24 protein-coding genes are annotated in these 21966 nt (G+C 49.6%); 22 read left to right on the forward strand and 2 right to left on the reverse strand.

Annotated elements, in window-relative coordinates; genetic code table 11:
* The 4 genes from ABDK92_08245 to ABDK92_08260 all read left to right on the forward strand — a co-directional run.
* A partial coding sequence (locus tag ABDK92_08245) for a sugar-binding domain-containing protein (protein MEN3186601.1) occupies positions 1–655 on the forward strand: 655 nt, incomplete at its 5' end.
* A 70-nt stretch (positions 656–725) separates the two neighbouring features.
* Positions 726–2327: an extracellular solute-binding protein gene (locus ABDK92_08250; GenBank protein MEN3186602.1), complete on the forward strand. Its 1602-nt coding sequence runs from the start codon at positions 726–728 to the stop codon at positions 2325–2327.
* Between the two features lie 56 nt (positions 2328–2383).
* On the forward strand, positions 2384–3247 hold the full coding sequence (locus tag ABDK92_08255; protein ID MEN3186603.1) for a sugar ABC transporter permease: 864 nt from the start codon (positions 2384–2386) through the stop codon (positions 3245–3247).
* Between the two features lie 13 nt (positions 3248–3260).
* Entirely contained in the window at positions 3261–4115 is an 855-nt protein-coding gene (locus tag ABDK92_08260) for a carbohydrate ABC transporter permease (GenBank protein MEN3186604.1), read from the forward strand.
* Here ABDK92_08260 and ABDK92_08265 read toward each other — a convergent pair.
* Positions 4105–5190: an AI-2E family transporter gene (locus ABDK92_08265; protein MEN3186605.1), complete on the reverse strand. Its 1086-nt coding sequence runs from the start codon at positions 5188–5190 to the stop codon at positions 4105–4107. The genes ABDK92_08260 and ABDK92_08265 overlap by 11 nt on opposite strands.
* Positions 5191–5270: 80 nt before the next feature.
* Between ABDK92_08265 and ABDK92_08270 the strand changes: the two genes are divergently transcribed.
* Genes ABDK92_08270 through ABDK92_08280 form a run of 3 tightly spaced genes read left to right on the forward strand, consistent with a single transcriptional unit; the run spans position 5271 to position 6809 of the window.
* Positions 5271–5981 (forward strand): glycosyltransferase family 2 protein, encoded by a 711-nt coding sequence (locus ABDK92_08270; protein ID MEN3186606.1) that lies wholly within the window; start codon positions 5271–5273, stop codon positions 5979–5981.
* Positions 5968–6168: a DUF6485 family protein gene (locus ABDK92_08275; protein MEN3186607.1), complete on the forward strand. Its 201-nt coding sequence runs from the start codon at positions 5968–5970 to the stop codon at positions 6166–6168. The genes ABDK92_08270 and ABDK92_08275 overlap by 14 nt, the downstream gene beginning before the upstream one ends.
* Positions 6169–6170: 2 nt before the next feature.
* The gene (locus ABDK92_08280; GenBank protein ID MEN3186608.1) at positions 6171–6809 is read left to right on the forward strand and encodes a cyclase family protein; all 639 of its coding nucleotides are present in this window, start codon (positions 6171–6173) and stop codon (positions 6807–6809) included.
* Here the strand turns inward: ABDK92_08280 and ABDK92_08285 are convergent.
* A complete protein-coding gene (locus tag ABDK92_08285; GenBank protein ID MEN3186609.1) occupies positions 6799–7458 on the reverse strand; it encodes a tetratricopeptide repeat protein in 660 nt (219 codons plus the stop codon). The genes ABDK92_08280 and ABDK92_08285 overlap by 11 nt on opposite strands.
* Positions 7459–7648: 190 nt before the next feature.
* On the opposite strand from ABDK92_08285, the gene ABDK92_08290 reads away from it, so the two are divergent.
* The 15 genes from ABDK92_08290 to ABDK92_08360 all read left to right on the forward strand — a co-directional run.
* Positions 7649–8563, forward strand: a complete 915-nt coding sequence (locus ABDK92_08290) for a sugar phosphate isomerase/epimerase family protein (GenBank protein MEN3186610.1) — start codon at positions 7649–7651, stop codon at positions 8561–8563.
* A gap of 16 nt (positions 8564–8579) precedes the next feature.
* On the forward strand, positions 8580–9659 hold the full coding sequence (locus tag ABDK92_08295) for an alcohol dehydrogenase catalytic domain-containing protein (protein MEN3186611.1): 1080 nt from the start codon (positions 8580–8582) through the stop codon (positions 9657–9659).
* 93 nt (positions 9660–9752) lie between these two features.
* Positions 9753–11075 carry an extracellular solute-binding protein gene (locus ABDK92_08300; GenBank protein MEN3186612.1) on the forward strand — a complete coding sequence of 441 codons (1323 nt, stop codon included), beginning with the start codon at positions 9753–9755 and terminating at the stop codon, positions 11073–11075.
* A gap of 55 nt (positions 11076–11130) precedes the next feature.
* Positions 11131–12033, forward strand: coding sequence for a sugar ABC transporter permease (locus ABDK92_08305; protein MEN3186613.1), 903 nt, complete (start codon positions 11131–11133; stop codon positions 12031–12033).
* Between the two features lie 13 nt (positions 12034–12046).
* On the forward strand, positions 12047–12898 hold the full coding sequence (locus tag ABDK92_08310) for a carbohydrate ABC transporter permease (GenBank protein MEN3186614.1): 852 nt from the start codon (positions 12047–12049) through the stop codon (positions 12896–12898).
* 13 nt (positions 12899–12911) lie between these two features.
* The gene (locus ABDK92_08315; protein ID MEN3186615.1) at positions 12912–14000 is read left to right on the forward strand and encodes an ABC transporter ATP-binding protein; all 1089 of its coding nucleotides are present in this window, start codon (positions 12912–12914) and stop codon (positions 13998–14000) included.
* Complete coding sequence (locus ABDK92_08320) at positions 13993–15069, forward strand: ABC transporter ATP-binding protein (GenBank protein ID MEN3186616.1); 1077 nt, start codon at positions 13993–13995, stop codon at positions 15067–15069. The genes ABDK92_08315 and ABDK92_08320 overlap by 8 nt, the downstream gene beginning before the upstream one ends.
* Before the next feature lie 10 nt (positions 15070–15079).
* Complete coding sequence (locus ABDK92_08325; GenBank protein ID MEN3186617.1) at positions 15080–16123, forward strand: LacI family DNA-binding transcriptional regulator; 1044 nt, start codon at positions 15080–15082, stop codon at positions 16121–16123.
* A gap of 84 nt (positions 16124–16207) precedes the next feature.
* On the forward strand, positions 16208–17515 hold the full coding sequence (locus tag ABDK92_08330; GenBank protein ID MEN3186618.1) for a sugar ABC transporter substrate-binding protein: 1308 nt from the start codon (positions 16208–16210) through the stop codon (positions 17513–17515).
* 54 nt (positions 17516–17569) lie between these two features.
* Positions 17570–18472, forward strand: a complete 903-nt coding sequence (locus ABDK92_08335) for a sugar ABC transporter permease (protein ID MEN3186619.1) — start codon at positions 17570–17572, stop codon at positions 18470–18472.
* Between the two features lie 12 nt (positions 18473–18484).
* Positions 18485–19372, forward strand: coding sequence for a carbohydrate ABC transporter permease (locus ABDK92_08340; protein ID MEN3186620.1), 888 nt, complete (start codon positions 18485–18487; stop codon positions 19370–19372).
* Positions 19373–19378: 6 nt separating this feature from the next.
* The gene (locus ABDK92_08345) at positions 19379–19582 is read left to right on the forward strand and encodes a hypothetical protein (protein MEN3186621.1); all 204 of its coding nucleotides are present in this window, start codon (positions 19379–19381) and stop codon (positions 19580–19582) included.
* A 2-nt stretch (positions 19583–19584) separates the two neighbouring features.
* On the forward strand, positions 19585–20670 hold the full coding sequence (locus ABDK92_08350) for an ABC transporter ATP-binding protein (protein ID MEN3186622.1): 1086 nt from the start codon (positions 19585–19587) through the stop codon (positions 20668–20670).
* A 10-nt stretch (positions 20671–20680) separates the two neighbouring features.
* Entirely contained in the window at positions 20681–21763 is a 1083-nt protein-coding gene (locus ABDK92_08355) for an ABC transporter ATP-binding protein (protein MEN3186623.1), read from the forward strand.
* A 15-nt stretch (positions 21764–21778) separates the two neighbouring features.
* Positions 21779–21966, forward strand: a 188-nt coding sequence (locus ABDK92_08360) for a sugar phosphate isomerase/epimerase (protein MEN3186624.1), incomplete at its 3' end; no start/stop codon positions are given.

Here is a 21966-nt window from a genome sequence, read left to right on the forward strand (position 1 = left end):
ATATCTGGAATCGGTTCTTCAGAAGGATGATGTGGTTGGCGTTGGTTGGGGGCGAACGGTATATGAAACCCTGCGGGCATTTTGCCGTGAAGTGCCATTAATGGTGGTGTCTCTGGTGGGAGCGACTGGTCAGACAGGGTTCGATTTTCAGGTCAACGAGATTGCCTATCAGTTTGCCAAAAAAGTGGGAGGACAGTTTGTGCCTTTTTACACTCCAGTCCTGGTGGATAGCGAAGAAATTGCTCGAGCCCTATCCTGGGACCAGAGTGTACGGAGGGTCATGGAGTTCTGGGAAAAACTGGACGTGGCCATCGTGGGAGCAGGTGATCCTCGCCTGGGAAACGTACCGGTGCCCCAGTTTTTCTTCAGTGACCCAGCTTCGGCAAGGATTCTGGCCAAAAGAGAAGTAGTCGGAGATCTCCTGTGCCACTTTTTAGAGAGGAATGGAGCACTCAGCGATCCGGTTTTTGACCGTCGGGTGATGAGCATTTCTCTTTCGGGGTTAAAGAAGGTTCCCTGTGTTCTTGGGGTGATTGGTTCGATAGAAAAAAAGCACATCCTTCGGGCAGTGCTCCAGGGAAGATACATCAACATTCTGGTTACCGATGCCGAAACAGCCAGAGCTGTACTCGAAAAAGAAGGGGAAAGGGGGTGAAATGAAACGAGTGAAGGCGGTTTGAGGAAAAAGAATATCGCCAAAAACTCATGGAAAGGAGGAGTGATTCGTGAAGAAACTTCTATTTGTTGGTCTTTCCGTGCTGATGGTGTTCTGTTTATCAGTGGTGTATGCCGAAATGACGCTCACCAACGCGGGTGGAGAGTCAATTACCTTTACGGATGAGGAACTGGGTACCATTATTACCTCTGGCGAAAAACCGTTTGAAGGGGTAACCATCACCATCACCGTGAATCAGGGTGGTCCCAAGGGCGGTATCTCGGGTCCGCTCTATGAATGGCGGGATGTTTGGGAGAAATTGACTGGAGCGAAACTGAACATTGTGGAGATTCCATATGCTGAGCATTATCCGAAAGTGATGACTGACCTTCTGACCGGGACCGGTCAATATGATGGATTCATGATCGGTTCCGACTGGATGGGCGAGCTGGTCACGGGCGAGTACATTGTCCCCATTGATCAGTATATGAAGGATCCTCGCTTTCCGAAATGGGACCCTGAATCGTTACCACCGTCCATCCGAACCCTCTATACCTGGGGTGATACCTGGTACGGGCCGCTGAATGATAGTGATGGTCAGGTGCTGTACTACCGCAAGGATATCCTTAACAATCCCGATTACCGGGCAAAATTCAAGGAAAAGTATGGCTATGAATACAATGTACCACCCAAAACTTGGAATGAACTCTATGATATTTCTGAGTTCTTCAATGGTTGGGACTGGAATAACGATGGGGAACCGGATTCCGGTATTGTCATGCACCTGAAGGTGGGTGCGCAGGGAATGTACCACTACGCTTCGCTCTCGGCACCATTCTGCATCATGCCCGGAGAAGAAGTGGATAAGTACCATAATGTGTACTGGTTTGATCCTGAAGATATGAAGCCCCTTATCAATAGTGAAGGACACGTCAAAGCGCTGGAGTTCCAGTTGAAGTTGGCCAAAACCGGTCCGGATGCACAGGTAGCCTGGAGTCTGGGTGAAGCCTGGGATTACTTCTTGAGGGGAAAAGCAATTTTCACTTTCTCCTGGGGTGATGTGGGATCCTTGGTGCAGGATGAAGCTCGTTCCAAAATTAAAGGCAAGATGGGTGCTTCAATTCTTCCTGGAAGTCTTGAAGTCTATGATCGGTCGCAGGGGAAGTTCGTTACCTTCGAAACCCCCAATGTGTGGGGGAACACCACCGGTGGTTCCTGGCATGGGGTGATTTCGGCGCTCTCCAAAAATCCAGAAGCCGTCTATCACCTGCTGGCGTTCCATGCCACCAATAAAATCAGCCTCTGGAACGTGCAGAGGGGCTGGACCGGCGTTGATCCCGGGGCCAAATTCCACTTCTTGCCTCCCTATGGAACCGCTAGTCTCGATGACTATGTCGCCAATGGATTCAACCCCGAGGATGCGCAGGAGTACCTCAAGGCGTACTATGATAACTTCTTCGCTCCCAACATCGCTCCGTACCTGCGAATTCCCGGTGGGAACGAGTACTGGGTAGCTTTAGATCGGCACCTCTCTGAAGCCTACACCGGCCAGGCTTCGGCCAAAGAAGCACTTGACCGGGTAGCGCGAGACTGGGAAGATATCACCAACCGTTACGGGCGGGAAGAACAGCTCAAAGTGTACCAGGAATCCATCGGGTATAAAGCGAAGTAGGGTCATCAGTACGATTTCAGGGGAGCCCATGGGCTCCCCTGAGGGGGGATAAACCAATGGGCTTAAAAAGTGGACGGATTAAGTATCCTTTTATTCTTCCTTCGATGATTTGGGTTTTAGCTTTTACCATTTTCCCTCTCATTTACTCTTTTGGGTTGAGCTTTTTCCGGGTGCGCTTGGGAAGGCCGGCAACGTTTGTGGGGTTGAATAACTTTGCTCGTATCTTCAGTGACTATAAATTGGGGAATTCTCTTCGGGTTACCCTCATGTATGTGGCGGTCACGGTCAGTATTCAGCTTGCTTTAGGCATCCTCATTGCGCTTCTTTTCCATCAGGAGATGAAGGGAAAGTCGATTTTTCGAGCCCTTCTGATTTTGCCCATTTTCTGTACCCCGGTGGCGGTGGGGTATCTGGGTTTAACCATTTTCTATGAGGAAGGTGGACCACTGAATAGCATTTTAATGAGCCTTTTTGGTTGGAAGATCCCCTGGCTTTCAAGTCCTTTCTGGGCCTGGGTAGCGGTGTTGCTTCTTGATATCTGGCAGTGGACTCCGTTCTGTTTTTTGGTGATTTTGGCTGGCCTACAGTCACTCCCAGAGGAAATTTATGATGCTGCCTATATCGATTCTTCCTCCGAGTGGGAAATCTTCCGCAAGATTACCTTTCCCATGGTTCAACCGGTGGTGGTCATCGTTCTTCTTTTGCGCCTCATCGAATCTTTTAAAATTTTTGATGTCATATACAGTTTGACCGGTGGAGGACCGGGGACGGCCACCGAAGTCTATTCCCTCTATACCTATCGAACTGGTTTAAAATTTTTTGATTTCGGGTATGCCTCAGCGCTGGGATATGTGCTTTTGGCCATGGTGATGGTCGTGGTCAACCTTTTCTTCCGCAGAGTCCGTCAGGTTTACGAGTGAAGGAGGGAAAGATATGGGTGTGGTCAGAAAGCAGTCGAAAGGTTTGGCCGTAATTCGTTCCATTTTAGCGCTTCTCGTGGTGGCTTGGGCAGTGTTTTTAATTTACTGGGGAATCGTGACATCGCTCAAGCCCCCTGCCGAAACCTTTACCATTAGCGGTATTTCGGTTCCTGTGATTCAGTTTCGTCCCACTCTGGAAAACTGGAAAACAGAGCTTTCCACGCGAGAAAGCCGCTTTACTCTGACTAATAGTATTATCGTGGCCGTTTTTGCCACTGCGGTGGCGATGCTTTTGGGGGTACCGGCGGGATATGCCCTGGCTCGCTTTCAATTTCGGCGTATGAAAAATCGGGACCTCACGGTCTGGTTCCTGTCCCAGCGAGTTTTACCACCGGTGGTGGTGGTGATTCCGTTCTTTCTTTTGATGCGGGCTTTAAAACTCCTCGATACCCAGTTGGCTCTTATTTTGCTTAATGCGACGTTTACGTTACCCTTTGCGGTAGTCATCAGTAGGCAAGCTTTTCAGGAATTGCCGGTCGAACTGGAAGAAGCAGCGGCAGTGGATGGGTGTTCAGATTTTGCTGCTTTTGTGCGCATTGCCTTTCCCCTGGCGGCACCCACCCTGGTGGCGGTGGCGGCCATCTGTGTGGCATTCACCTGGAATGAATTTCTCTTTGCGCTCTCTTTGACCTCTTTAAAGGCTAAAACCTTTCCTGTGTACCTCGCTGGTGCTGAGGATACCAGGGGGGTCCAGTTTTGGTTTATGGCTACCCGAGCCATGCTGGCCCTGGGGCCACCGACGATACTTGCTCTTCTCATTCAGCGCTACATTGTGCGCGGCTTGACTTTTGGGGCTGTTAAAGGGTGACCTGAGGTGGGAGGTCCTCGCTTTTGGAAGCGAGGACCTGTTTTCTACGATAGTGGAAGAAAAGCCCTTTGAGGATTCCGGCTACCGGAATGGCGATGATGAGTCCTAAGGCCCCCAGGAGTTGCCCTCCAATCATGAGGGCTACAAGGACGGTCAGAGGATGAAGACCCATTTCTCTGCCCATGATTTTGGGGGTAACGAAAACACCTTCAACCAGGTTGATGGCCCCAAAAAGGGCAATCACTCCGATGATTATCCAGACCGACTTCGTGCTGGCAAAAACTAAAGCAATGAGGGTTCCCACAATCGGACCGAGGTAAGGGATGATGTCGGTGATTCCGGCGATCACTCCGATGAGCAGTGGAAACTCGATGCCCATGAGAAGGAGCCCCACCGTGGCTGAGACACCGACAAAAAGGGAGAGTACCAGTCTTCCCAGCACAAAGTTTCCCAAGATACGGTCAATCTCTCGCAAAATGAGCACGAACTCCCGGCGTTTTTCGGAGGGAAACAGTTTGACCAGAGATTTGCGAATTTTACCGGCGTCGATCATGAAGTAGTAAAGGGAAAAGGGGGTCACGACCAGAGTGAAAAAAATTACGGTCATAAATAGAGACAAAAGGTTAAAAATATTTCGGAGGATTCCGGTAAAGTAGTTTTGCAGATTCTGCACGAGGTTATTCAGGAACTCTTCTATGGATTGGGCTAAGTTGAGGTTAGGGTATTGTTTGTCGAGGTATCGGGCTGCTTCGATGATTTTTTCGGTAATTTTTGAGGTGTAGTCAGAGGCAGAAACGGTGAACGATTTGAACTGGGAAATGACCTCGGGAACGATGAGGAAAAGGAGTAGGAGCGTAAAAAGAATGAGTCCCACAAAAATGATGGTGGTGGCCGCTTTCCAGGAAAGACCCAGGCGATTGAGGTATTTGGCGACAGGTACAAACGCATACGCCACAATTCCCGCCAGGGCAAAGGGAGCGAGTACGTTGCGGAGTAGGTATATAAGATATAGAGAGATGATCATGAGAACCAGGTAGTAAAAATTTCGCCATATCTTCTCTTGAGGATTGGGCAATTGTCTTTTCCTTTCTTTCAGTTCGTGTATAATAGTATTCTATGATTTTTTAAATTTTCTGACAAGGACTGACTCGAGGAATGTTAGATACGCAGAAAGTGATAGCGATTGTTCCAGCGTATAACGAGGCGACTCGAATCGCAAAGGTTCTGGAAGTTATTTGTCGGACCGATTTTGTGGATCGGGTCATTGTGGTTGACGATGGTTCTCATGATAAAACCCTTGAGGTTGCCCAGCGCTTTCCGGTCGACGCCATCCGCCATCCTCAAAACCGGGGTAAGGGCAGGGCTCTTATTTCGGGGATTCGCCGCGATCCCGAGAGTGATATTTATCTCTTTCTGGATGCCGACCTTATTCATCTCCGAGAGGAACATATCCTGAGTCTGGCAGAGCCTCTGGTGCGATATCCGTTTCTGGATATGACCATCGGTGTCTTTAAGGGTGGGAGAGGTTCGAGTGACCTGGCGCAGAAAGTATTTCCCATTTTGAACGGCCAGAGAGCAGTACGGGGGAACTGGGTACGGAACCTTCCTGATTTTTCCTGGACTCGTTTTGGAGTGGAGGTCTTTCTTACCAAGTTTGCCTATGATTCGGCGGCCAATGTGGAAATGGTTCCCCTGTGGGGGCTTGCGCATTACCACAAGGAAGAAAAATACGGTCCCTTTATGGGGTTTTATCATCGGGTAAAGATGTACGTGGAGATTTTTCGGGCGTATGTGCTGTATGAAAGAAAAATTAGAAGTGGAGAAAAAGTTGTGCGTGAGGAGGAGAAACGGTATGTCCGAGTGTAATCTGAAGGCCAATTTAAGTCAATGTACCTGCACCTACCTTTCCTGCCACCGTCGGGGAAAATGCTGTGAATGTGTGGTGTACCATCGCTCTCATGGGGAGCTCCCCGGATGCTTTTTTCCTAAGGAGGCTGAAAAAACCTACGACCGCTCAATTCGGAAATTTATCGACGTGTATGGGAGGGGGTAGAAGTGGAAGTTATAGACCTCACCCTGCCGATTTTTTCCGGATGTCCTACTTTCCCAGGGCAACCACCGGTGACTCTCTTTCCCTGGCACGATATCTCAGTCCATGGAAATAGGACTCACGCCCTTTTTATGGTCGACCATACCGGGACTCATGTGGATGTTCCGGCTCACTTTCTGGAAGAAGGGAAAACCGTGGAGATGCTCGATTTCAAGAAGTTCATGGGCACGGCCATAACCATTGATGTGTCCTCTTTTGTGTCAAGAGGAACTCTTGAGCTTTCTGAATTTGATGCGCTTTTAGGGAAAGAGGGGCAAATCGAGGACGTTATCGTTCTTCTCTATACTGGTATCGATACTTGGTTTGGGGAAGAACGGTATTTCGAGCAACAATTCGGTGTTTCCGAAGAGATGGCCCATTTTCTTGTGGCGCGAAAAATCAAAGGGATTGGTATCGATGCCCCCAGTATTGATACCAATCCCTTTATGACCCATCGCATTTTTCTTGCCCATGAAATCCCCATTTTCGAAGGCCTTACCAATTTGAAAACCCTTCTGGGGAAAAAAGTCAACTTCTTTGGTGTACCCCTCAAGCTTACTGGGTGCTCTGGTTCCCCGGTGCGGGCCTTTGCGCTTATGGACTGACCTTTGGAAGGCGTACCCGAGCCTCCCGGAGCCAGTACTGAGCCTTGGCATCTTTTGGCTGGAATTGCAGGTATTTCTCTAAAGCCCAGACCGCGTTGTGGTAATCTCCCACGTTGTAGTTAGCAATCCCCAGCCAATAGTAGGGCTTATCAAACTGTTTGTTGGCTTCAATGGCCATTTTGAAGAGTTCGATGGCATCGTAGTACTCTTTCCGTTCGTATGCCACCATCCCTCGTTCGTAGTTTTCCCAGGCCTCTTTGCCATATGTTTTCCAGTTCTGGCACTTCCTTAAGAAATATCGGGCCTGGGCATTTTCTGGCTCAAGTTCGACCACTTTTTTCCAGGCCCATATGGCTTCATCGAGCATATTTTCTTCCTGATAGGTGCGGGCCAACCAGAACCACGCTTTGGCGAAGTTTGGTTTTGTGGTAACGGCTTCAATGAAAAACTGGACTGCCTCTCCCTTTCGTCCCACCTGGTAAAGATTATATCCCTGGTCGAACATCACCTGAGCATATCCCTCGGCAGAGACATCGAAACTGAAGGGAGTATTTTCGGTATCGATGGCCCATACCGGAGCAATCATCGTACCCCAGAGAATCATGCTCGTCATTCCCAGCGCGAAAACCAATTTTTTCATCTTTTTCATCTCTACAGACCCCCTTTTCCCTTATTGTAACACATTTTTCTGGAACCATGGTCAATGGCTTGAACGGCTTTGAGTGTGGCCCTGATCATTTTTTCCTTCTTTAGGTTTACTTTTTCAAAAACGATGTTCTATAATAATAAAACAAAGTTATGCATACGTTTTCATTACTCGAGAAGGGGGAGGAAGTATCGTGTCCAGGGTAAAGATTTCTATCGGAAGTTGGGCTTACGCCATTGGCCCGTATGCTTCAAACCCGGTTCCTCTGGAAGAGGTGTGTTCCAGATTGTCTTCTCTTGGTTTTGATGGCATTGAACTGGGAGGATTCAAGCCCCACGCTCATCCAGACCTCTATCCTACAAAAAATGACCGAAAGAAGTTGGTGGCGATGCTGGAGCAGTACAAACTGGGTGTGAGTGCCTATGTGCCGGATTTGTGGAGTTATCCTTTTGCAACTGGGGATCCGAGTGTGGTGAAAGCGTACGAGGATATGTTTGATCGGTCTTTGGAGTTCTGCGTGGATTGCGGGTTCGAGAGGCTGCGGGTGGATACGGTGAGTGGTACACCGTTTCCAGCTGACTGGAATTATCAGGAAACATGGCAGCGCGTGGTGGACATGTTCCGGAAGTGCGCTGATAAGGCCGGGGAAGTGGGAAAAGCGATTGTCTGGGAATTTGAACCGGGTTTTATCTTCAACAAACCCAGTGAGGTGAAGCGCCTCCACGACGAGGTGGGGAGAAACAATTTTAAGATACTCTTTGATACCAGCCACGCTCAGATGTGCGCCGTGGTGGGAGCCAAGCAAACTGAACCCAAAGAAACCCTAAAGGGTGGAGTGCTTGAATTCATTGAACTCCTGAAGGGAAAGATTGGGCATGTGCACCTCATCGATTCGGACAACACCCTGCATGATAATGAGACCAGTACCCACGCTCCCTTTGGTACCGGATATGTCAATTTTGCTTCGGTCATTCCAGCTTTGGTGAAGAACGGCTTTGACGGGGAGTGGTGGTGCATCGACCTCTGTTTCTGGCCCAATGCCTGGGAGATTACTGCTGACTCCATCAAGTTTTTGCGAGAACTTTTTGCTCAGTTAGGAATGGCGTAAGAAGGGGGGATTGACCATGGTTCCGGACAAAATGAAGGCGTGGGTTTTTTATGAGCCGGAAGTGATGAAGCTTGAGGAAGTTCCAGTTCCTCCGGTGAGGGATGACGAAATTCTCATTCGAGTGAGAGCTTGTGGGATTTGTGGTTCAGATGTGGCCTATTACTGGGGTGCTTCGCCGCTTGAGACTCCGAATGGCAAAGGACCGCTGATCTTGGGACATGAATTTTCGGGAGAAGTGGTGAAAGTGGGCAAAATTCCCGCTGAGCGCAACCTCTTTCAGGTCGGTGAACGAGTGACGGCTAATCCGGTGCAGTACTGTAATGCCTGTGAAGTGTGTTACCGTGGTTTTGTGAACCTCTGTGAAAACAAAAAAGTTCTGGGTGTTTCCACCAATGGTGGTTTTGCCGAATACCTGGTTTCTCACTACACTCACGTATACAAGTTGCCTCCTACTGTTTCTTTTGCTGGCGGTGCCTTTGTTGAACCCCTGGCGGATGCGGTTTATGGAGTGAAAAATCTGGAAGTAGGCTTGGGTCAAAAGGTGGTGGTTTTTGGACCTGGCCCCATAGGGCTTGCCGTGGTTGCTCTGGTGAAGCGCAGTGGTGCGGGGAAGGTTATCCTGGTGGGGACGCGAGACTATCGTCTGGAAATTGGAAAGAAACTCGGGGCCGATGAAGTCATCAACCCTAAGGAAAAGTCCTCTCCGTACTATGTAGAGGATGTGGTGAAGAAGGTGGCCGAGTTGACCATGGGGAAGATGGCCGATCGGGCTATTGTGGTTACTGGAAGTAAAGAAGCCATGCAGCTTGCTTTAAAGGTTTCTGGTCGCCGGTCTACGGTGGTTTATTTTGGTCTTCCGGGTGCCAGTGATGTGGTGGAAGTCCCAGCTTTAGAATCCATTCTCTGGGATAAAACCATCCGTTTTTCCTGGCTGGCTCCTTTCACCTGGGTGGAGGCCATTGAGAGTATCGCCAATGGTCTTGTGGATGTGGAGAAACTCATTACGCATTCGTTTCCATTGGAAAACCTGCTTGATGCGTTACAGGTGGCTCGGGAAAAGAGGGGAAATCCCCTCAAGGTGATGGTGACGATGTAGAGGGAGGTGAGAAAGGGGCAATTTGGAGGTTGGGAGGTGCGTTTTGTTTTGGTCCTGGTTTTTAAGGTCGAATTTGAGAAAGGGGGGTAATTGGTGAAGAAACTTCTTCTGCTTCTTTTGGTTCTGGTTTTCGGCATAACGGGAATGGCTTTTGCGGAGGAAGTGGTGTTAAGCGTTTTGAGTGGTGAGTATACTCCGGGGCACTGGATCTATGAGTTGGCTCAGAAAGATTTCACTGCCAAAACCGGTATTCAGGTCAAATTTGACTTTGTGGCTTGGGCACAGTATACGGATAAAATTCTCGTCACCCTCTCAGCACATGATTCCAGTTACGACATCATCATTGGCGACAGTCAGCTTCTTGGTGCTGCGGTGGGTGGAGGACACTACGTGGAACTCACTGACTGGCTGAAGGAAAATATCGCCTTCGATAAGCTGGCTCCAGTTCCTCAAAAGCTCTATGGGGAATATCCTGCAGAAAGTGGGCGATTCTACGGTGTGTCAGGAGTACTGGATGTTCCGGCTATTGGGTACCGCAAAGACCTTTTTGAAGATCCGAAGGAAAAAGAGGCCTTCAAAGCCAAATACGGATATGACCTTGACATTCCTAAAACCTGGGAACAGTTGCGTGACATCGCAGAGTTCTTTACCCGTCCGGAGCAAAACCTTTATGGACTGGCGTACTGGCCAGCTAAAACCTTCGACGCGGTGACCATGGGATTTCAGCCGGTAATGTGGAGCTTTGGTGCTGATTACCACGCTCCAGATAGTTACGAGGTAGAAGGGTACTTGAATAGTGAAGCTGGAGTCAAAGCCCTGGAATTCTACGTCAACCTCATGAAGTTTGCTCCTCCGGGTTCAGAGAACTACTACTGGAATGAATGCACTCAGGCGATATCTCAGGGTCTGGTGGCGATGGCGTTCCAGTGGGGTTCCTGGTGTGAAGGGTTTGTGAATCCAGCCACGAATCCTCAATACTATGATAAGATTGGATTCTTCCCCTTCCCAGGCAAAATGGCTGAGGATGGAACATTCCGCCAGTTTGCCACTCATGGTGGTCAGGGATTGAATATCGTCACCTATGGTAAGAATCGCGACGCAGCGTATGAATTCATCAAATGGTGGTGCAGTGAAGAGACCCAGAAGAAATACATGGAGATGGGTGGGGTACCCATTCTTACTGACCTTTTGAATTCTCCCGAATTTCTGAACGCCAAAACCTATAACAAAGCCATGGCCGAAAGTTTCAAAGTGGTGAAGGATTTCTGGACCATCCCCGAGTATGCCGCACTCTTAGAAGTGACGCAGAAGTACTGGTCGGCAGCCTGTGTGGGAATGATGAGCCCTAAAGAGGCAATGGATGCGGTAGCCAAAGAACATACCCAGATTTTGAAGGACGCTGGATACTTGAAGTAAGTGCTGATTTCTTTCCCCTCCCGGAAAAACCGGGAGGGGAAACGGAGGGTTTACTATGGACGGGAAGGCAAAAGCGATACATCAAAAGGCCTTGGGAGAGTACCGTTTGAAACTCTACTTCATTGGGCCGACACTTTTAGTACTGATTATCATGAACATTTTCCCGCTCATCTGGTCTTTGGGTTTGAGCTTCACCAATTATTCTTCTCTGGTGAGTAAACAGATTTCGTTTGTTGGTTTTTCCAACTACAGCCGTATTCTGCGTGATCCGTTTATCTGGAAATATTTTCAAACCACTGCTCGATTAGTCATCGTGGCGGTCGGGGTTGAATTTCTGCTTGGTTTTGGTCTGGCTTTATTATTGAAGGAGCAGTTTAAAGGATGGGGTTTAGTGACCACGCTCATCCTGGTTCCCATGATGCTTTCGCCGGTGGTGGTTGGTTTCTTCTGGACCTTTATCATGGACGCCAATTTTGGGGTGCTCAATTTTCTCCTGAGTTTATTTGGTTTGAAAAAAGTCCTGTGGTTGACAAACCCCCATATTGCACTCTATGCCGTGGCTCTGGTGGATATCTGGATGTGGACCCCTTTTGTGATGCTCATTTCGTTGACCGGACTTTTGGCCATTCCCAAATCGCTGTACGAAGCAGCTGATATCGATATGGCTTCCTGGTGGTTCAAATTTCGAAGGATTACGCTTCCCTTGGTATCACCGCTTTTGGTTCTGGCGGTGCTCTTCCGGGTCATTGATGCATTTAAGATGTTTGACCTGGTTTTCATTATGACTGGTGGGGGTCCGGGAGATGTCACCGAAACGGTTTCCATGAGTCTGTACCGTCTGGCTTTTAATAAATTCAAAACTGGTGAGTCCTGTGCCATGGCTTATATTATCCTGATTCTCATCATCGCCTTGAGTAACCTCTTGATTCGTTGGATTAATCGGACGAAGGCTGCGTAAGGAGGGAGAGGCATTGACTCGGAGAATAGTCAAAGGAATCTTGATTGGATTGGCACTCTTTTTCTTCCTCTTTCCCATTTACTGGATTGTGGCCACTTCCTTTAAACAGTGGCCAGATATCTTTGCCATACCGCCAAAATTCGTCTTTACCAGTACCGCCCTGCACTATAAAGCGCTTTTTAACCTCAATCTGGAGGAAATGGCGAAATTTGGTCAAGCTGGAAAATCCCTTTTTCCACCTCGCTTTGTGAATAGCATCATCATCGCTGGCTTGAGTACCCTTCTTTCGGTGGTGCTGGGTACCTTTTCTGCCTATGCCTTTTCTCGCTTTAAGGTCAAAGGAGAGGGAGATCTCCTGTTCTTCATCCTCTCCACCAGGATGCTTCCGCCGATTGTGGTGGGAATCCCCTTTTTTGTCCTGTATCGAGCTTTACGTCTGATTGATACCCATGTGGGATTAATTCTCATCTATATGACCTTTAATCTCTCTTTTGCTGTATGGCTCATGAAAGGGTTTATTGACGAGATTCCTAAGGAATTTGAAGAAGCAGCGATGGTTGATGGGTATACCAGGTGGGAGGCCTTTTTGAAAGTCATTTTGCCCCAGGCTCTTTCGGGAATTGCGGCCACCGCAGTTTTTTGTCTCATCACCGCCTGGAACGAGTTTTTCTTTGCCCTGATTCTTACTTCGGAACGCGCCCGTACCGCTCCTCCTTCCATTGCTGCAGTCCAGGGAACTGCGGGAATCAACTGGGGCCAAATTGCCGCTGGGGTGACTGTATTTCTCATTCCGGTGGTGGTGTTTACGTTTCTGGTACGGAAGTACCTGGCCAGGGGTTTAACCTTTGGAGTTATCAAACGGTAGTGAGGCGCTGACCATGGAAAGAGTTCGAGTAGAAAACCTCTGGAAAAAGTTTGGGGATGTAGAAGCGGTAAGAGGGATCCAGCTATCGATTGAGGAAGGAGAGTTTACCGTTTTTCTTGGACCATCGGGCTGTGGAAAAACCACCACTTTGCGGATGATCGCCGGTCTGGAACAACCAACTTCGGGAGCCATCTTTATTGCTGGGAAAGAGGTGACGACTTTACCGGCCTCCCGCAGGAATATCGCCTTTGTGTTTCAAAACTATGCTCTGTATCCCCATCTCACGGCGTTTGAAAACATTGCTTTTCCCCTGCAGGCTCAGCGGTATCCGAAAGCGGAGGTTACAGAACGAGTGCATCAAGTGGCCAAGATTCTGGGGATTGAACACCTCCTTACAATGCGACCGCACCATTTAAGTAGTGGTGATATGCAGAAGGTGGCCTTGGGAAGGGCTATGGTCCGCCGGCCTCAGGTGTTTCTCATGGACGAACCGTTGAGTGGACTTGATGCCAAACACCGTGAGGAGATGCGGGCGGAATTAAAGAGGCTGCACATGGAGATTGGAGCCACCACCATCTATGTGACCCATGATCAGGTGGAGGCCATGGGAATGGCCGATAGAATTGTGATCATGAATGAGGGCGTGATCCAGCAGATTGGTTCTCCCCGGGAAATTTACCTCTGGCCCGAGAACACCTTTGTGGCGCATTTTATCGGGAGTCCGGGAATGAATTTTATCCCCCTTTCTTATGTGAACCGTCAGACTGGATTTCGGCTGGAGGATGGTCAGACCTTTGTCCATGAAGAACTGGGACAGATGGTGGAAAGAGTAGGGGTGCAGCATTTGATTTTGGGAATTCGCCCGGAGTTTTTGAGTGTATCCGTAGAAGGGGAAATCACAGGTACCGTGGTGAGCGTTGAGCCCCTCGGTTACAAAAATCTGTGTGCGGTGGAAGTTACTCCTGGGAAAATCGTCCGGGTGGAAGACCTGGAAAAGAGAACGCTGCAAGGAGTGGTTCGGCTGAAGATTTCCTGGGAGAAAGCGTGCCTTTTTGAGGTGGAAAACGGAAAGCGTTTACGGTGGGGAAAAGAAAATGGCTGAGGTCTTTTTGGAAAACGTGGTAAAGAATTTTGGGAAGATTAGGGCTTTGCGTGGAATTCACGTTGAAGTGAAGGATGGTGAATTTCTGGTTCTTTTGGGGCCGACCGGTGCGGGAAAAACCACCACCTTGCGCATTGTGAGTGGCTTAGAGGAACCGGATGAGGGAAATGTGTACATTGGTGGGGCGCTCATGAACGGGGTAGCCCCTCGAGACCGGAACTGTGCCTTTGTGTTTCAGAATTATATTCTCTACCCCCACATGACCGTTTATGATAACCTGGCGTTTCCGCTCCGTTCTAAAATGTGGAGGGTGGAAGAGCGTGAAATCCGCGAAAGAATCGACAGAGTTTCTTCCATCCTCAAAATTCAACACCTTTTGCGGCGCAAACCGGATCGCTTGAGCGGTGGTGAACAACAGCGGGTGGCTCTGGGCAGGGCTATGGTGCGTAACCCCAGGGTTTTTCTCATGGACGAACCGCTTTCTAACCTGGATGCCAAATTGCGAGAGGAAATGAGGGTGGAACTCAAGAGTTTACAGAAAAATTTGCATGCTACCTTCTTTTTTGTGACCCATGACCATGTGGAAGCCATGACCTTGGGAGACCGGGTGGTGGTTCTCAATCAGGGTATGGTGATGCAGGTTGGTTCCCCAGAGGACGTGTACAACCGTCCTGAGAATCTCTTTGTGGCTCGTTTCATTGGAGCGCCGGAAATAAACCTCCTGGAAGGGGAAGTAGAGGATGGATTCATCCGTTGTCCTGCATTAGGGGTTTCTTGGAAGCTTGAGCACTTTCCCTTTTTACGGGAAGTGTCGAAGATACCGGAGAAGGTGATTCTGGGAGTTCGCCCAGAGGATGTCCTTCTTGGGGTAGGTGAAAAGCAGGGAGAAATCTATCTCATTGAGGATTTGGGTGTCGATAAGGTGGTGCGTCTTCAAGTTGGGGAGGCGCTTCTTCGGGTAAGGATACCTCAAGAAGCGGTTGTTCGAGTGGGAGAATCCGTCAGGTATGATTTGCGGAAGGAAAAGGTGATTTTTTTTCATCCGGTGACGGAAAAGATTTTGACCTGAGGGGTGTATCATGGATGGGAAAAATCAGGATAGAAGAAATAGTCGGGTAACCATTCGGGATGTGGCTAAAGAAGCAGGGGTATCGCAATCCACGGTATCCCACTTTCTCAATCACACCGCCTCGCTTTCTTTAGAAACGAAGCAGCGAATTCGGGACGCCATCAAAAAGCTCCATTACCGTCCCCATCTTGTGGCTAGGAATTTCAAGAAAAGACGTACGGCTTCGCTGGGCCTTTTGGTTCCCGATATTACCAACCTTTTCTATGCGGAACTCTCCCGGGGCGTGGCTGATGCGGCTCGAGAAAAGGGGTATAGTGTGATTCTGTATTCCACCTCCTACCAGGGGGAGATGGAAAGGGGTTTTGTGGACCTCATCGAGCAGGGCCAGGTGGACGGGGTGGTGGTTTCCTATAGCCTGATTGAAGAGAGCCTCTGGAACCGTTTATTTGATTGTGAGGTGCCTCTTGTGCTTGTCGATATTTACCCTTTTACCTCCCGGTGCCCTTCGGTGGTGATGGATAACGAAAAAGGCATGGAGATGGCTATTGACTATTTGCACGGTCTGGGGCATACTAACATTGCATATCTGGGAGAACCGCCCTACGTTTTAACCCTGGTTAAAAGGCAGAGATCGTTTCTGGCGAGTATGCAGAAGCGAGGTTTGTCTGTGAGGGAAAATTGGGTTCTGGTGGGAGAGGAAACCCAGCTGAACCGGGTGGAAGTCGGTTTTTCCCTGGGGAAGCTTTTGCTCGAAAATCGGTTTTTACCGACCGCAGTGGTGGCGAGCTCTGACCTTGTAGCCATCGGCGCCATGAAAGCGCTTTTGAGCGCGGGGATGAAAATCCCGGAGGATATTTCGGTGGTCGGTTTCGACGACATTCTTCTGGCGTCGTATTTTCATCCTTCTTTGACCACCATTCGGCAGCCCAAGTATGAGATGGGGAAAATGGGGGTCGAACTTTTACTGAAATTGGTCGAAGGGGAGAGTGCGTTCCAGAATGCACTCCTTGAGCCTGTGCTGGTGGAACGCAATTCCTGTCGGCGGTTTCCATGAAAGGGGGTGAGAGAAGAAATAAAAAGAGGAATCTTCGGCATCTGTGTTTCATCCACGTAATTGAAGAAGGGAGGGCTATTGAGCATGAAGAAACTCGTTTGGTTAGTGGTTCTCTGTTTGATGGTTGGTTTGTGGGGGGGCATAGCACTTGCGCAGGAGGTAACCCTCACCATTACCTGGGCAGCGTGGGCGCCGATGGATACCCTGGTTGCCCTGGCTGAGGAGTTTACCGCGGAAACGGGAATAAAGGTGAAAGGGGATCCGGTACCCTGGCCGCAGTACCATGACAAAGTGTTCACCGAATTTGCTTCAGGGAAAACCAGTTTTGACATCGTCCTTCCTGATTCCCAGTGGCTGGGTGAGGCCGTGGTGGGGGGGCATCTCGTTGATATCACCGACTGGTTCAATGAGAAGGTGAATAAGGACGATTTCTACGCCACTTTTATCTCTTCCTTCTGCGAATACCCCGATGGAAGTGGCAAGTACTACGGTATTCCCGCTCTGGGTGACTTTTTTGGAATGTCTTATCGCACCGATCTCTTCAATGACCCAGCAGAAAAGGAAGCCTTCAAGGCCAAATACGGGTATGAGCTGAAGGTTCCCGAGACCTGGAGCCAGCTGCGGGATATCGCTGAATTCTTCACTCGTCCGGAAAAGAACCTCTATGGTGTCGCACTCTGGCAAGCACCGATTCCCACTGCGGGGTTAACCGATGAATTTTTAGCATGCTTCTGGTCCTTTGGGGCAGAGCTCTGGGATCCAGAGACCAAAAAGGTCAAGGGGTACCTCAATAGCGAAGCCGGTAAAGCCGCCGCTCGTTACTGGGTGGACCTCTACCGGTTCTGTCCTCCTGGTTCGGCTAACTACAGCATGGATGAAGCCAATACCGCCATGCAGCAGGGCTTGGTGGCCATGATGGGGACATACTTGGCATTCTATCCGGGGCTCGTGGATCCGGACCTTTCCGCCTACTGGGATAAGATTGACTTCTTCCCCACCCCTGCGGAGAAAGAATGGTACGTCCAGCTGGGTGGGCAGGGTCTCTCCATTTCTTCCTACACGCCTTACAAAAAGGAAGCGCTGATGTTCCTGGAATGGTGGCTGCGTCCCGAAACCCAGTGGAAGTGGGCCCAGGCTGGCATGTTTAGCTGCATGAAGTCGGTGGTTGAGGACGATAAGTATCTGGAATATGCTCCGGTGAATAAAGTGGCTCGGGCCAGTTACCCCCACCTCAAGGACTACTGGGAAATTCCTCAGTATAACGAGATGGGTACCGTCATGGCTGAAATCCTGAATGCAGCTGTTCTTGGGAAATACACCCCGGATGAAGCCATGGACCTCATTGCTGAAAAACACGAAGAAATTCTGGAAAGAGCAGGCTACTATAAATAAGACCAAAGAGTTCAGGGCTACCCCCCCTGGGGTAGCCCAAAGGGGGAGATATCATTGATTGGTATTCGGAATACCTGGGCAAATCGTGTTTCTGATAGAGGAATGCTCTATCTTTTTCTTTTGCCCACTTTTATCTTGCTTCTTTTTCTGGTCATTTTCCCACTCATCTGGTCGCTGTACCTGAGTTTCTGTGAATATTCGGCAAACACCGCTAACCCCCCGGTTTTTGTGGGAATCAGGAACTTTGCCTTCATCTTTCAGCAGAGAGAGGTCTGGGATCGATTTATCGTGACCGGGAAATTTGTAGCCATGGCAGTGGTGGTGGAGTTCTTTTTAGGGTTTTTTATCGCCATGCTGCTCAATCGAGAATTCTATGGGAAGGGGATTCTCACCACCCTTTTTATCCTTCCCATGATGTTTTCGCCAGCGGTGATTGGGAAGTTCTTCCGATTTATGATGGATACCAACTGGGGAATCCTCAACTATATCCTGGGAAAACTTTTTGGGATTCCCAAAATCGCCTGGACCACCAGTTACGAGTATGCCCTTCCTTCCATTGTCGTTGCCGATGTATGGCTCTGGACGCCGTTTATTGTACTCTTGAGCCTGGCGGGGTTGTCCAGCGTGCCCAAGTACCTCTATGAGGCGGCCGATGTGGATCGGGCCTCCGGGTGGTTTAAGTTCCGTTACATTACCCTTCCCTATGTTGCTCCCATTCTCCTTCTGGCGGTTCTTTTCCGTACCATGGATGCCTTTCGTTTCTTTGACCTGGTGTACGTGATTACCGAGGGTGGTCCAGGATATTCGACCCAGATTGTACCCTTCTATATTTATAAGCTAGCCTTTTCTTACTGGCATACCGGTCGTTCTTGTGCTCTGGCCTATATTCTTCTCATCATCATCATTGCCTTGAGTAACATCTATATCACCTATCTCAATCGTCTGCGGCGGACTTAAGGAGGATAAACGATGAACGAATTTCAGCGAAGACAGGTGAAAAATCGGGTGATCGTGGTGGTTCTGGTGGTCATGCTGGGTGTGTACCTTTTCCCGATTTACTGGATGTTTTCTACCGCCACCAAGACCAAGCTGGATGCGTTCTCGCTTCCTCCCAAGTGGGTGTGGCGACCACAGGCGGAAAACTTCCGGAACGTGTTTTACGTGGGAGGGGGAGGGGCCTTGGGGAAAGTGAAGGGCGTAGAAGTCAAACCAAAACCATCGGCATTTTTGCGACAGCTGGGTAATAGCATCGTGGTCTCTTTTGTGAGCACGATTCTGGCGACATTTCTGGGGGCACTCTCGGGATACGTTTTCTCTCGCATGAAGGTTCGGGGCAAGGACGACCTTCTTTTTGTGGTTTTGAGTAGCCGCATGCTCCCCCCGGTGGTCATTGCCATACCGCTAGTAATGATGTACCGGGCTCTCGGACTTTTTGATACCCGTTTTGGGCTCATCATCATGTACACCGTGTTTAACCTGGCTTTCGCCGTATGGATGATGCGCAGTTTCGTGGATGATATTCCCATCGAATACGAAGAGGCGGCCCTGGTTGACGGGTATTCGCGGTTTCAGGCCTTTTTCAAGTTTATCTTTCCGGAAATGCGGGTGGGAATGGTGGCGACGGCCATCTTTAGCCTCATCATGACCTGGAATGAGTTTACCTTTTCGCTGCTTCTCACCGGCGAAAAGGCGCGTACTGCCGTTCCTTCCATCGCCCACTCTCTGGGAACCGCCGGGGTGAACTGGGGACACATTGCGGCAGGGTCTTTCTTGATGGTTATTCCAGTGGTGGTTTTTACTTTCCTCCTCGGTGGAAACCTCATCCGGGGCTTTACCTTTGGGGCGATAAAGGAGTAGATGCGTATGAAGTTCCTGGCACGGCTCAAAAAAATCATGGAACCTCTGTCCATTGTGCTCATCATTTTCGGGATTTTCAGTTTGTGTCAGCCCTTTACCTATTTCCTGTACCACTACGGGTTCGCATTTCTGGGAATTGGTACCGGCCTGTACATCCTCTTTTCCCATATTCCTCCCTTGGAAGAGCTGAACCAGGGTGGGGAGGTTTAACCATGGCGAAAGTTCGGGTGGAGAATCTATGGAAACGGTACGGAAAGGTGGAGGCGGTGAAGGGGATTTCCTTTGAGGTCCGGGAGGGTGAGTTCACGGTTCTTCTGGGTCCTTCTGGATGTGGGAAAACCACCACCTTGCGCTGTATTGCTGGTCTAGAATTGCCCAATGAGGGTAAGATTTATTTTGATACTGATGATGTGACCCCTTTGAGTCCTGCGGCGCGAAACATCGCCTTCGTTTTTCAGCTCTACGCCCTCTATCCCCACCTTTCGGTCTATGATAATATCGCCTTTCCGCTTCGGGCAGAGGGGTTGCCCGGCGAGGAAGTGAAAAAGAGGGTGGACGAGGTGGTGCGCCTACTTCAGATTCAGGATTTGCTCCAGTTGAAACCCCGGAAATTAACCAGTGGTCAGAAACAGAGAGTGGCCCTTGGTCGGGCCATCGTGCGCCGTCCTCGGGTATTTCTTTTGGATGAGCCACTCTCCAATATCGATGCCAAACTCCGGGAAGTGACTCGGGGAGAACTCAAAAAACTCCAGAAATCGATTGGTGCCACCACCATCTACGTAACCCATGACCAGGTGGAGGCCATGACCATGGCGGATAAAATCGTGGTGATGAATTTTGGTGACATTCAGCAAATCGGTTCACCTCATGAGGTGTACCACTATCCGGCGAACCTCTTTGTGGCCCGGTTCATTGGGAGTCCAGGTATGAATTTTATTCCTGGAACCATTCAAAGGCAGGAAGGGCTTGGTATCCTCCTTGATGGTGGTTCCTTTATTCCTCTCCCCAGCGAACAGGCTGAGGTCGTGGAAAAGGCAAGCATGGTTTCTCCTCAAGTTGTGGTGGGAATCCGTCCGGAAAACATTCTGGTGGTGTCAGAAAAAGAGGCCCTGATGCAGGGTGAAGTCTACGTCTTTGAACCCCTGGGGGCCCAGAATGTGGTGACATTCCGAATTGGAACTCATCTTCTCAAAGCACTTCTTCCCGGCGATGTTTTCTTTGCGGTTGGTGAACGGATTGGTTTACAGTTTAAAGAAGTGCGGGTCTTTAACGCTCAGGACCAGAAATTAATCGCGTAGGGTGACGAGCATGGCTGAACTTGTGGTGCAGAACTTAACCAAACGGTTTGGGAGAAAAGTGGCTGTTTCTGACCTCTCTTTGAAGGCTGAAAACGGGAAGATTACCGTGTTGTTGGGGCCGACCGGTGCGGGAAAAACCACCACCTTGCGCTGTGTGGCAGGTCTGGAGAAAGGCGATCAGGGTAGTATTACCATCGATGGAGTAGGGGTCAATGATTTACCACCCAAAGATCGGGATGTGGCCTTTGTGTTCCAGAATTTTTCCCTCTATCCCCGATATACCGTTTTTGAGAATATCGCTTCACCCCTGCGGATTCGGGGATTTTCTCAGGATGAGATTGCAAAGAAAGTCAAGGAAGTTGCCTCCTTCCTCCATATCGACCATCTTCTGGATCGAAAGCCCATTTTTATCAGTGGTGGAGAGATGCAGCGGGTGGCCATTGCCCGGGCTCTGGTGCGCAACCCGAAGGTTTTTCTCCTCGATGAACCCCTGACCAACCTCGATGCCAAAATTCGGGAGGAAATGCGCACTGAGCTCAAGAGATTGCAGGGAGAAATGGCGGCCACCTTTTTCTACGCCACCCCGGATCAGGCTGAAGCCCTTTCCATGGCCGATACGGTGATCATCATCAATCATGGCCACTTGGTTCAGGTGGGGACACCAAGTGAAATTTACCAGAAACCCCGAAATTGCTTTGTGGCCGATTTTGTGGGAAGTCCGGGAATGAATTTTATTCCCGCCCTTTTGGAAGGGAATATCCTCCATGTTGGTCCAGGGTATTTTTCCTTCCCGCTTCCTTCTCCCATGGTGGAGGCCTGTCGGGTTAAAGGTGTGTCGGAACTCTTTCTGGGGTTAAGACCAGAAGATCTCGTATTGAGTTTTACCGAGAAAGAAGGGTTCTATCCGGCTCTGGTGGAGGTGGTGGAACCCTTAGGGGTTTTACAGATTGTGCGGTTACGACTTGATGGACACACGGTGCGGGTCCGGAGTGGGGAAAATACCCGCTTCCCTGTGGGTGAGAAGATTTTCTTCCGATGGAAGGAAGGGAAAATTCATCTCTTCGACCGTCAGACAGAAGAACGAATCGTTTAAAAAGGGGGGCCAAGAATGCCTTTTGGGGTTAATCTTTTTCTGTGGACCGCCGGGTATACCGATAACGAAGTGGGGTTGGTCATCAAGGTCAAAGAGCTCGGATTTGACGTGGTGGAGATTCCCCTCGATTTTCTCGATGCCATCAGTGTGGAGAAGACCAAAAAAGCCCTGGAAGAAACCGGCCTGCAAGTGATCGGGTGTGC

It is taken from the genome of Atribacterota bacterium, from assembly GCA_039638595.1.
Lineage (GTDB): Bacteria > Atribacterota > Atribacteria > Atribacterales > Caldatribacteriaceae > Profundicultor > Profundicultor thermophilus.

Excerpts from the sequence above, each read along its gene's own strand:
- ABDK92_08255 (MEN3186603.1), top strand. The coding sequence starts at position 2,384 with ATGGGCTTAAAAAGTGGACGGATTAAGTATCCTTTTATTCTTCCTTCG.
- ABDK92_08260 (MEN3186604.1), top strand. The coding sequence starts at position 3,261 with ATGGGTGTGGTCAGAAAGCAGTCGAAAGGTTTGGCCGTAATTCGTTCC.
- ABDK92_08270 (MEN3186606.1), top strand. The coding sequence starts at position 5,271 with ATGTTAGATACGCAGAAAGTGATAGCGATTGTTCCAGCGTATAACGAG.
- ABDK92_08275 (MEN3186607.1), top strand. The coding sequence starts at position 5,968 with ATGTCCGAGTGTAATCTGAAGGCCAATTTAAGTCAATGTACCTGCACC.
- ABDK92_08285 (MEN3186609.1), bottom strand. The coding sequence starts at position 7,458 with ATGAAAAAGATGAAAAAATTGGTTTTCGCGCTGGGAATGACGAGCATG.
- ABDK92_08295 (MEN3186611.1), top strand. The coding sequence starts at position 8,580 with ATGGTTCCGGACAAAATGAAGGCGTGGGTTTTTTATGAGCCGGAAGTG.
- ABDK92_08305 (MEN3186613.1), top strand. The coding sequence starts at position 11,131 with ATGGACGGGAAGGCAAAAGCGATACATCAAAAGGCCTTGGGAGAGTAC.
- ABDK92_08315 (MEN3186615.1), top strand. The coding sequence starts at position 12,912 with ATGGAAAGAGTTCGAGTAGAAAACCTCTGGAAAAAGTTTGGGGATGTA.
- ABDK92_08320 (MEN3186616.1), top strand. The coding sequence starts at position 13,993 with ATGGCTGAGGTCTTTTTGGAAAACGTGGTAAAGAATTTTGGGAAGATT.
- ABDK92_08325 (MEN3186617.1), top strand. The coding sequence starts at position 15,080 with ATGGATGGGAAAAATCAGGATAGAAGAAATAGTCGGGTAACCATTCGG.
- ABDK92_08330 (MEN3186618.1), top strand. The coding sequence starts at position 16,208 with ATGAAGAAACTCGTTTGGTTAGTGGTTCTCTGTTTGATGGTTGGTTTG.
- ABDK92_08340 (MEN3186620.1), top strand. The coding sequence starts at position 18,485 with ATGAACGAATTTCAGCGAAGACAGGTGAAAAATCGGGTGATCGTGGTG.
- ABDK92_08345 (MEN3186621.1), top strand. The coding sequence starts at position 19,379 with ATGAAGTTCCTGGCACGGCTCAAAAAAATCATGGAACCTCTGTCCATT.
- ABDK92_08350 (MEN3186622.1), top strand. The coding sequence starts at position 19,585 with ATGGCGAAAGTTCGGGTGGAGAATCTATGGAAACGGTACGGAAAGGTG.
- ABDK92_08355 (MEN3186623.1), top strand. The coding sequence starts at position 20,681 with ATGGCTGAACTTGTGGTGCAGAACTTAACCAAACGGTTTGGGAGAAAA.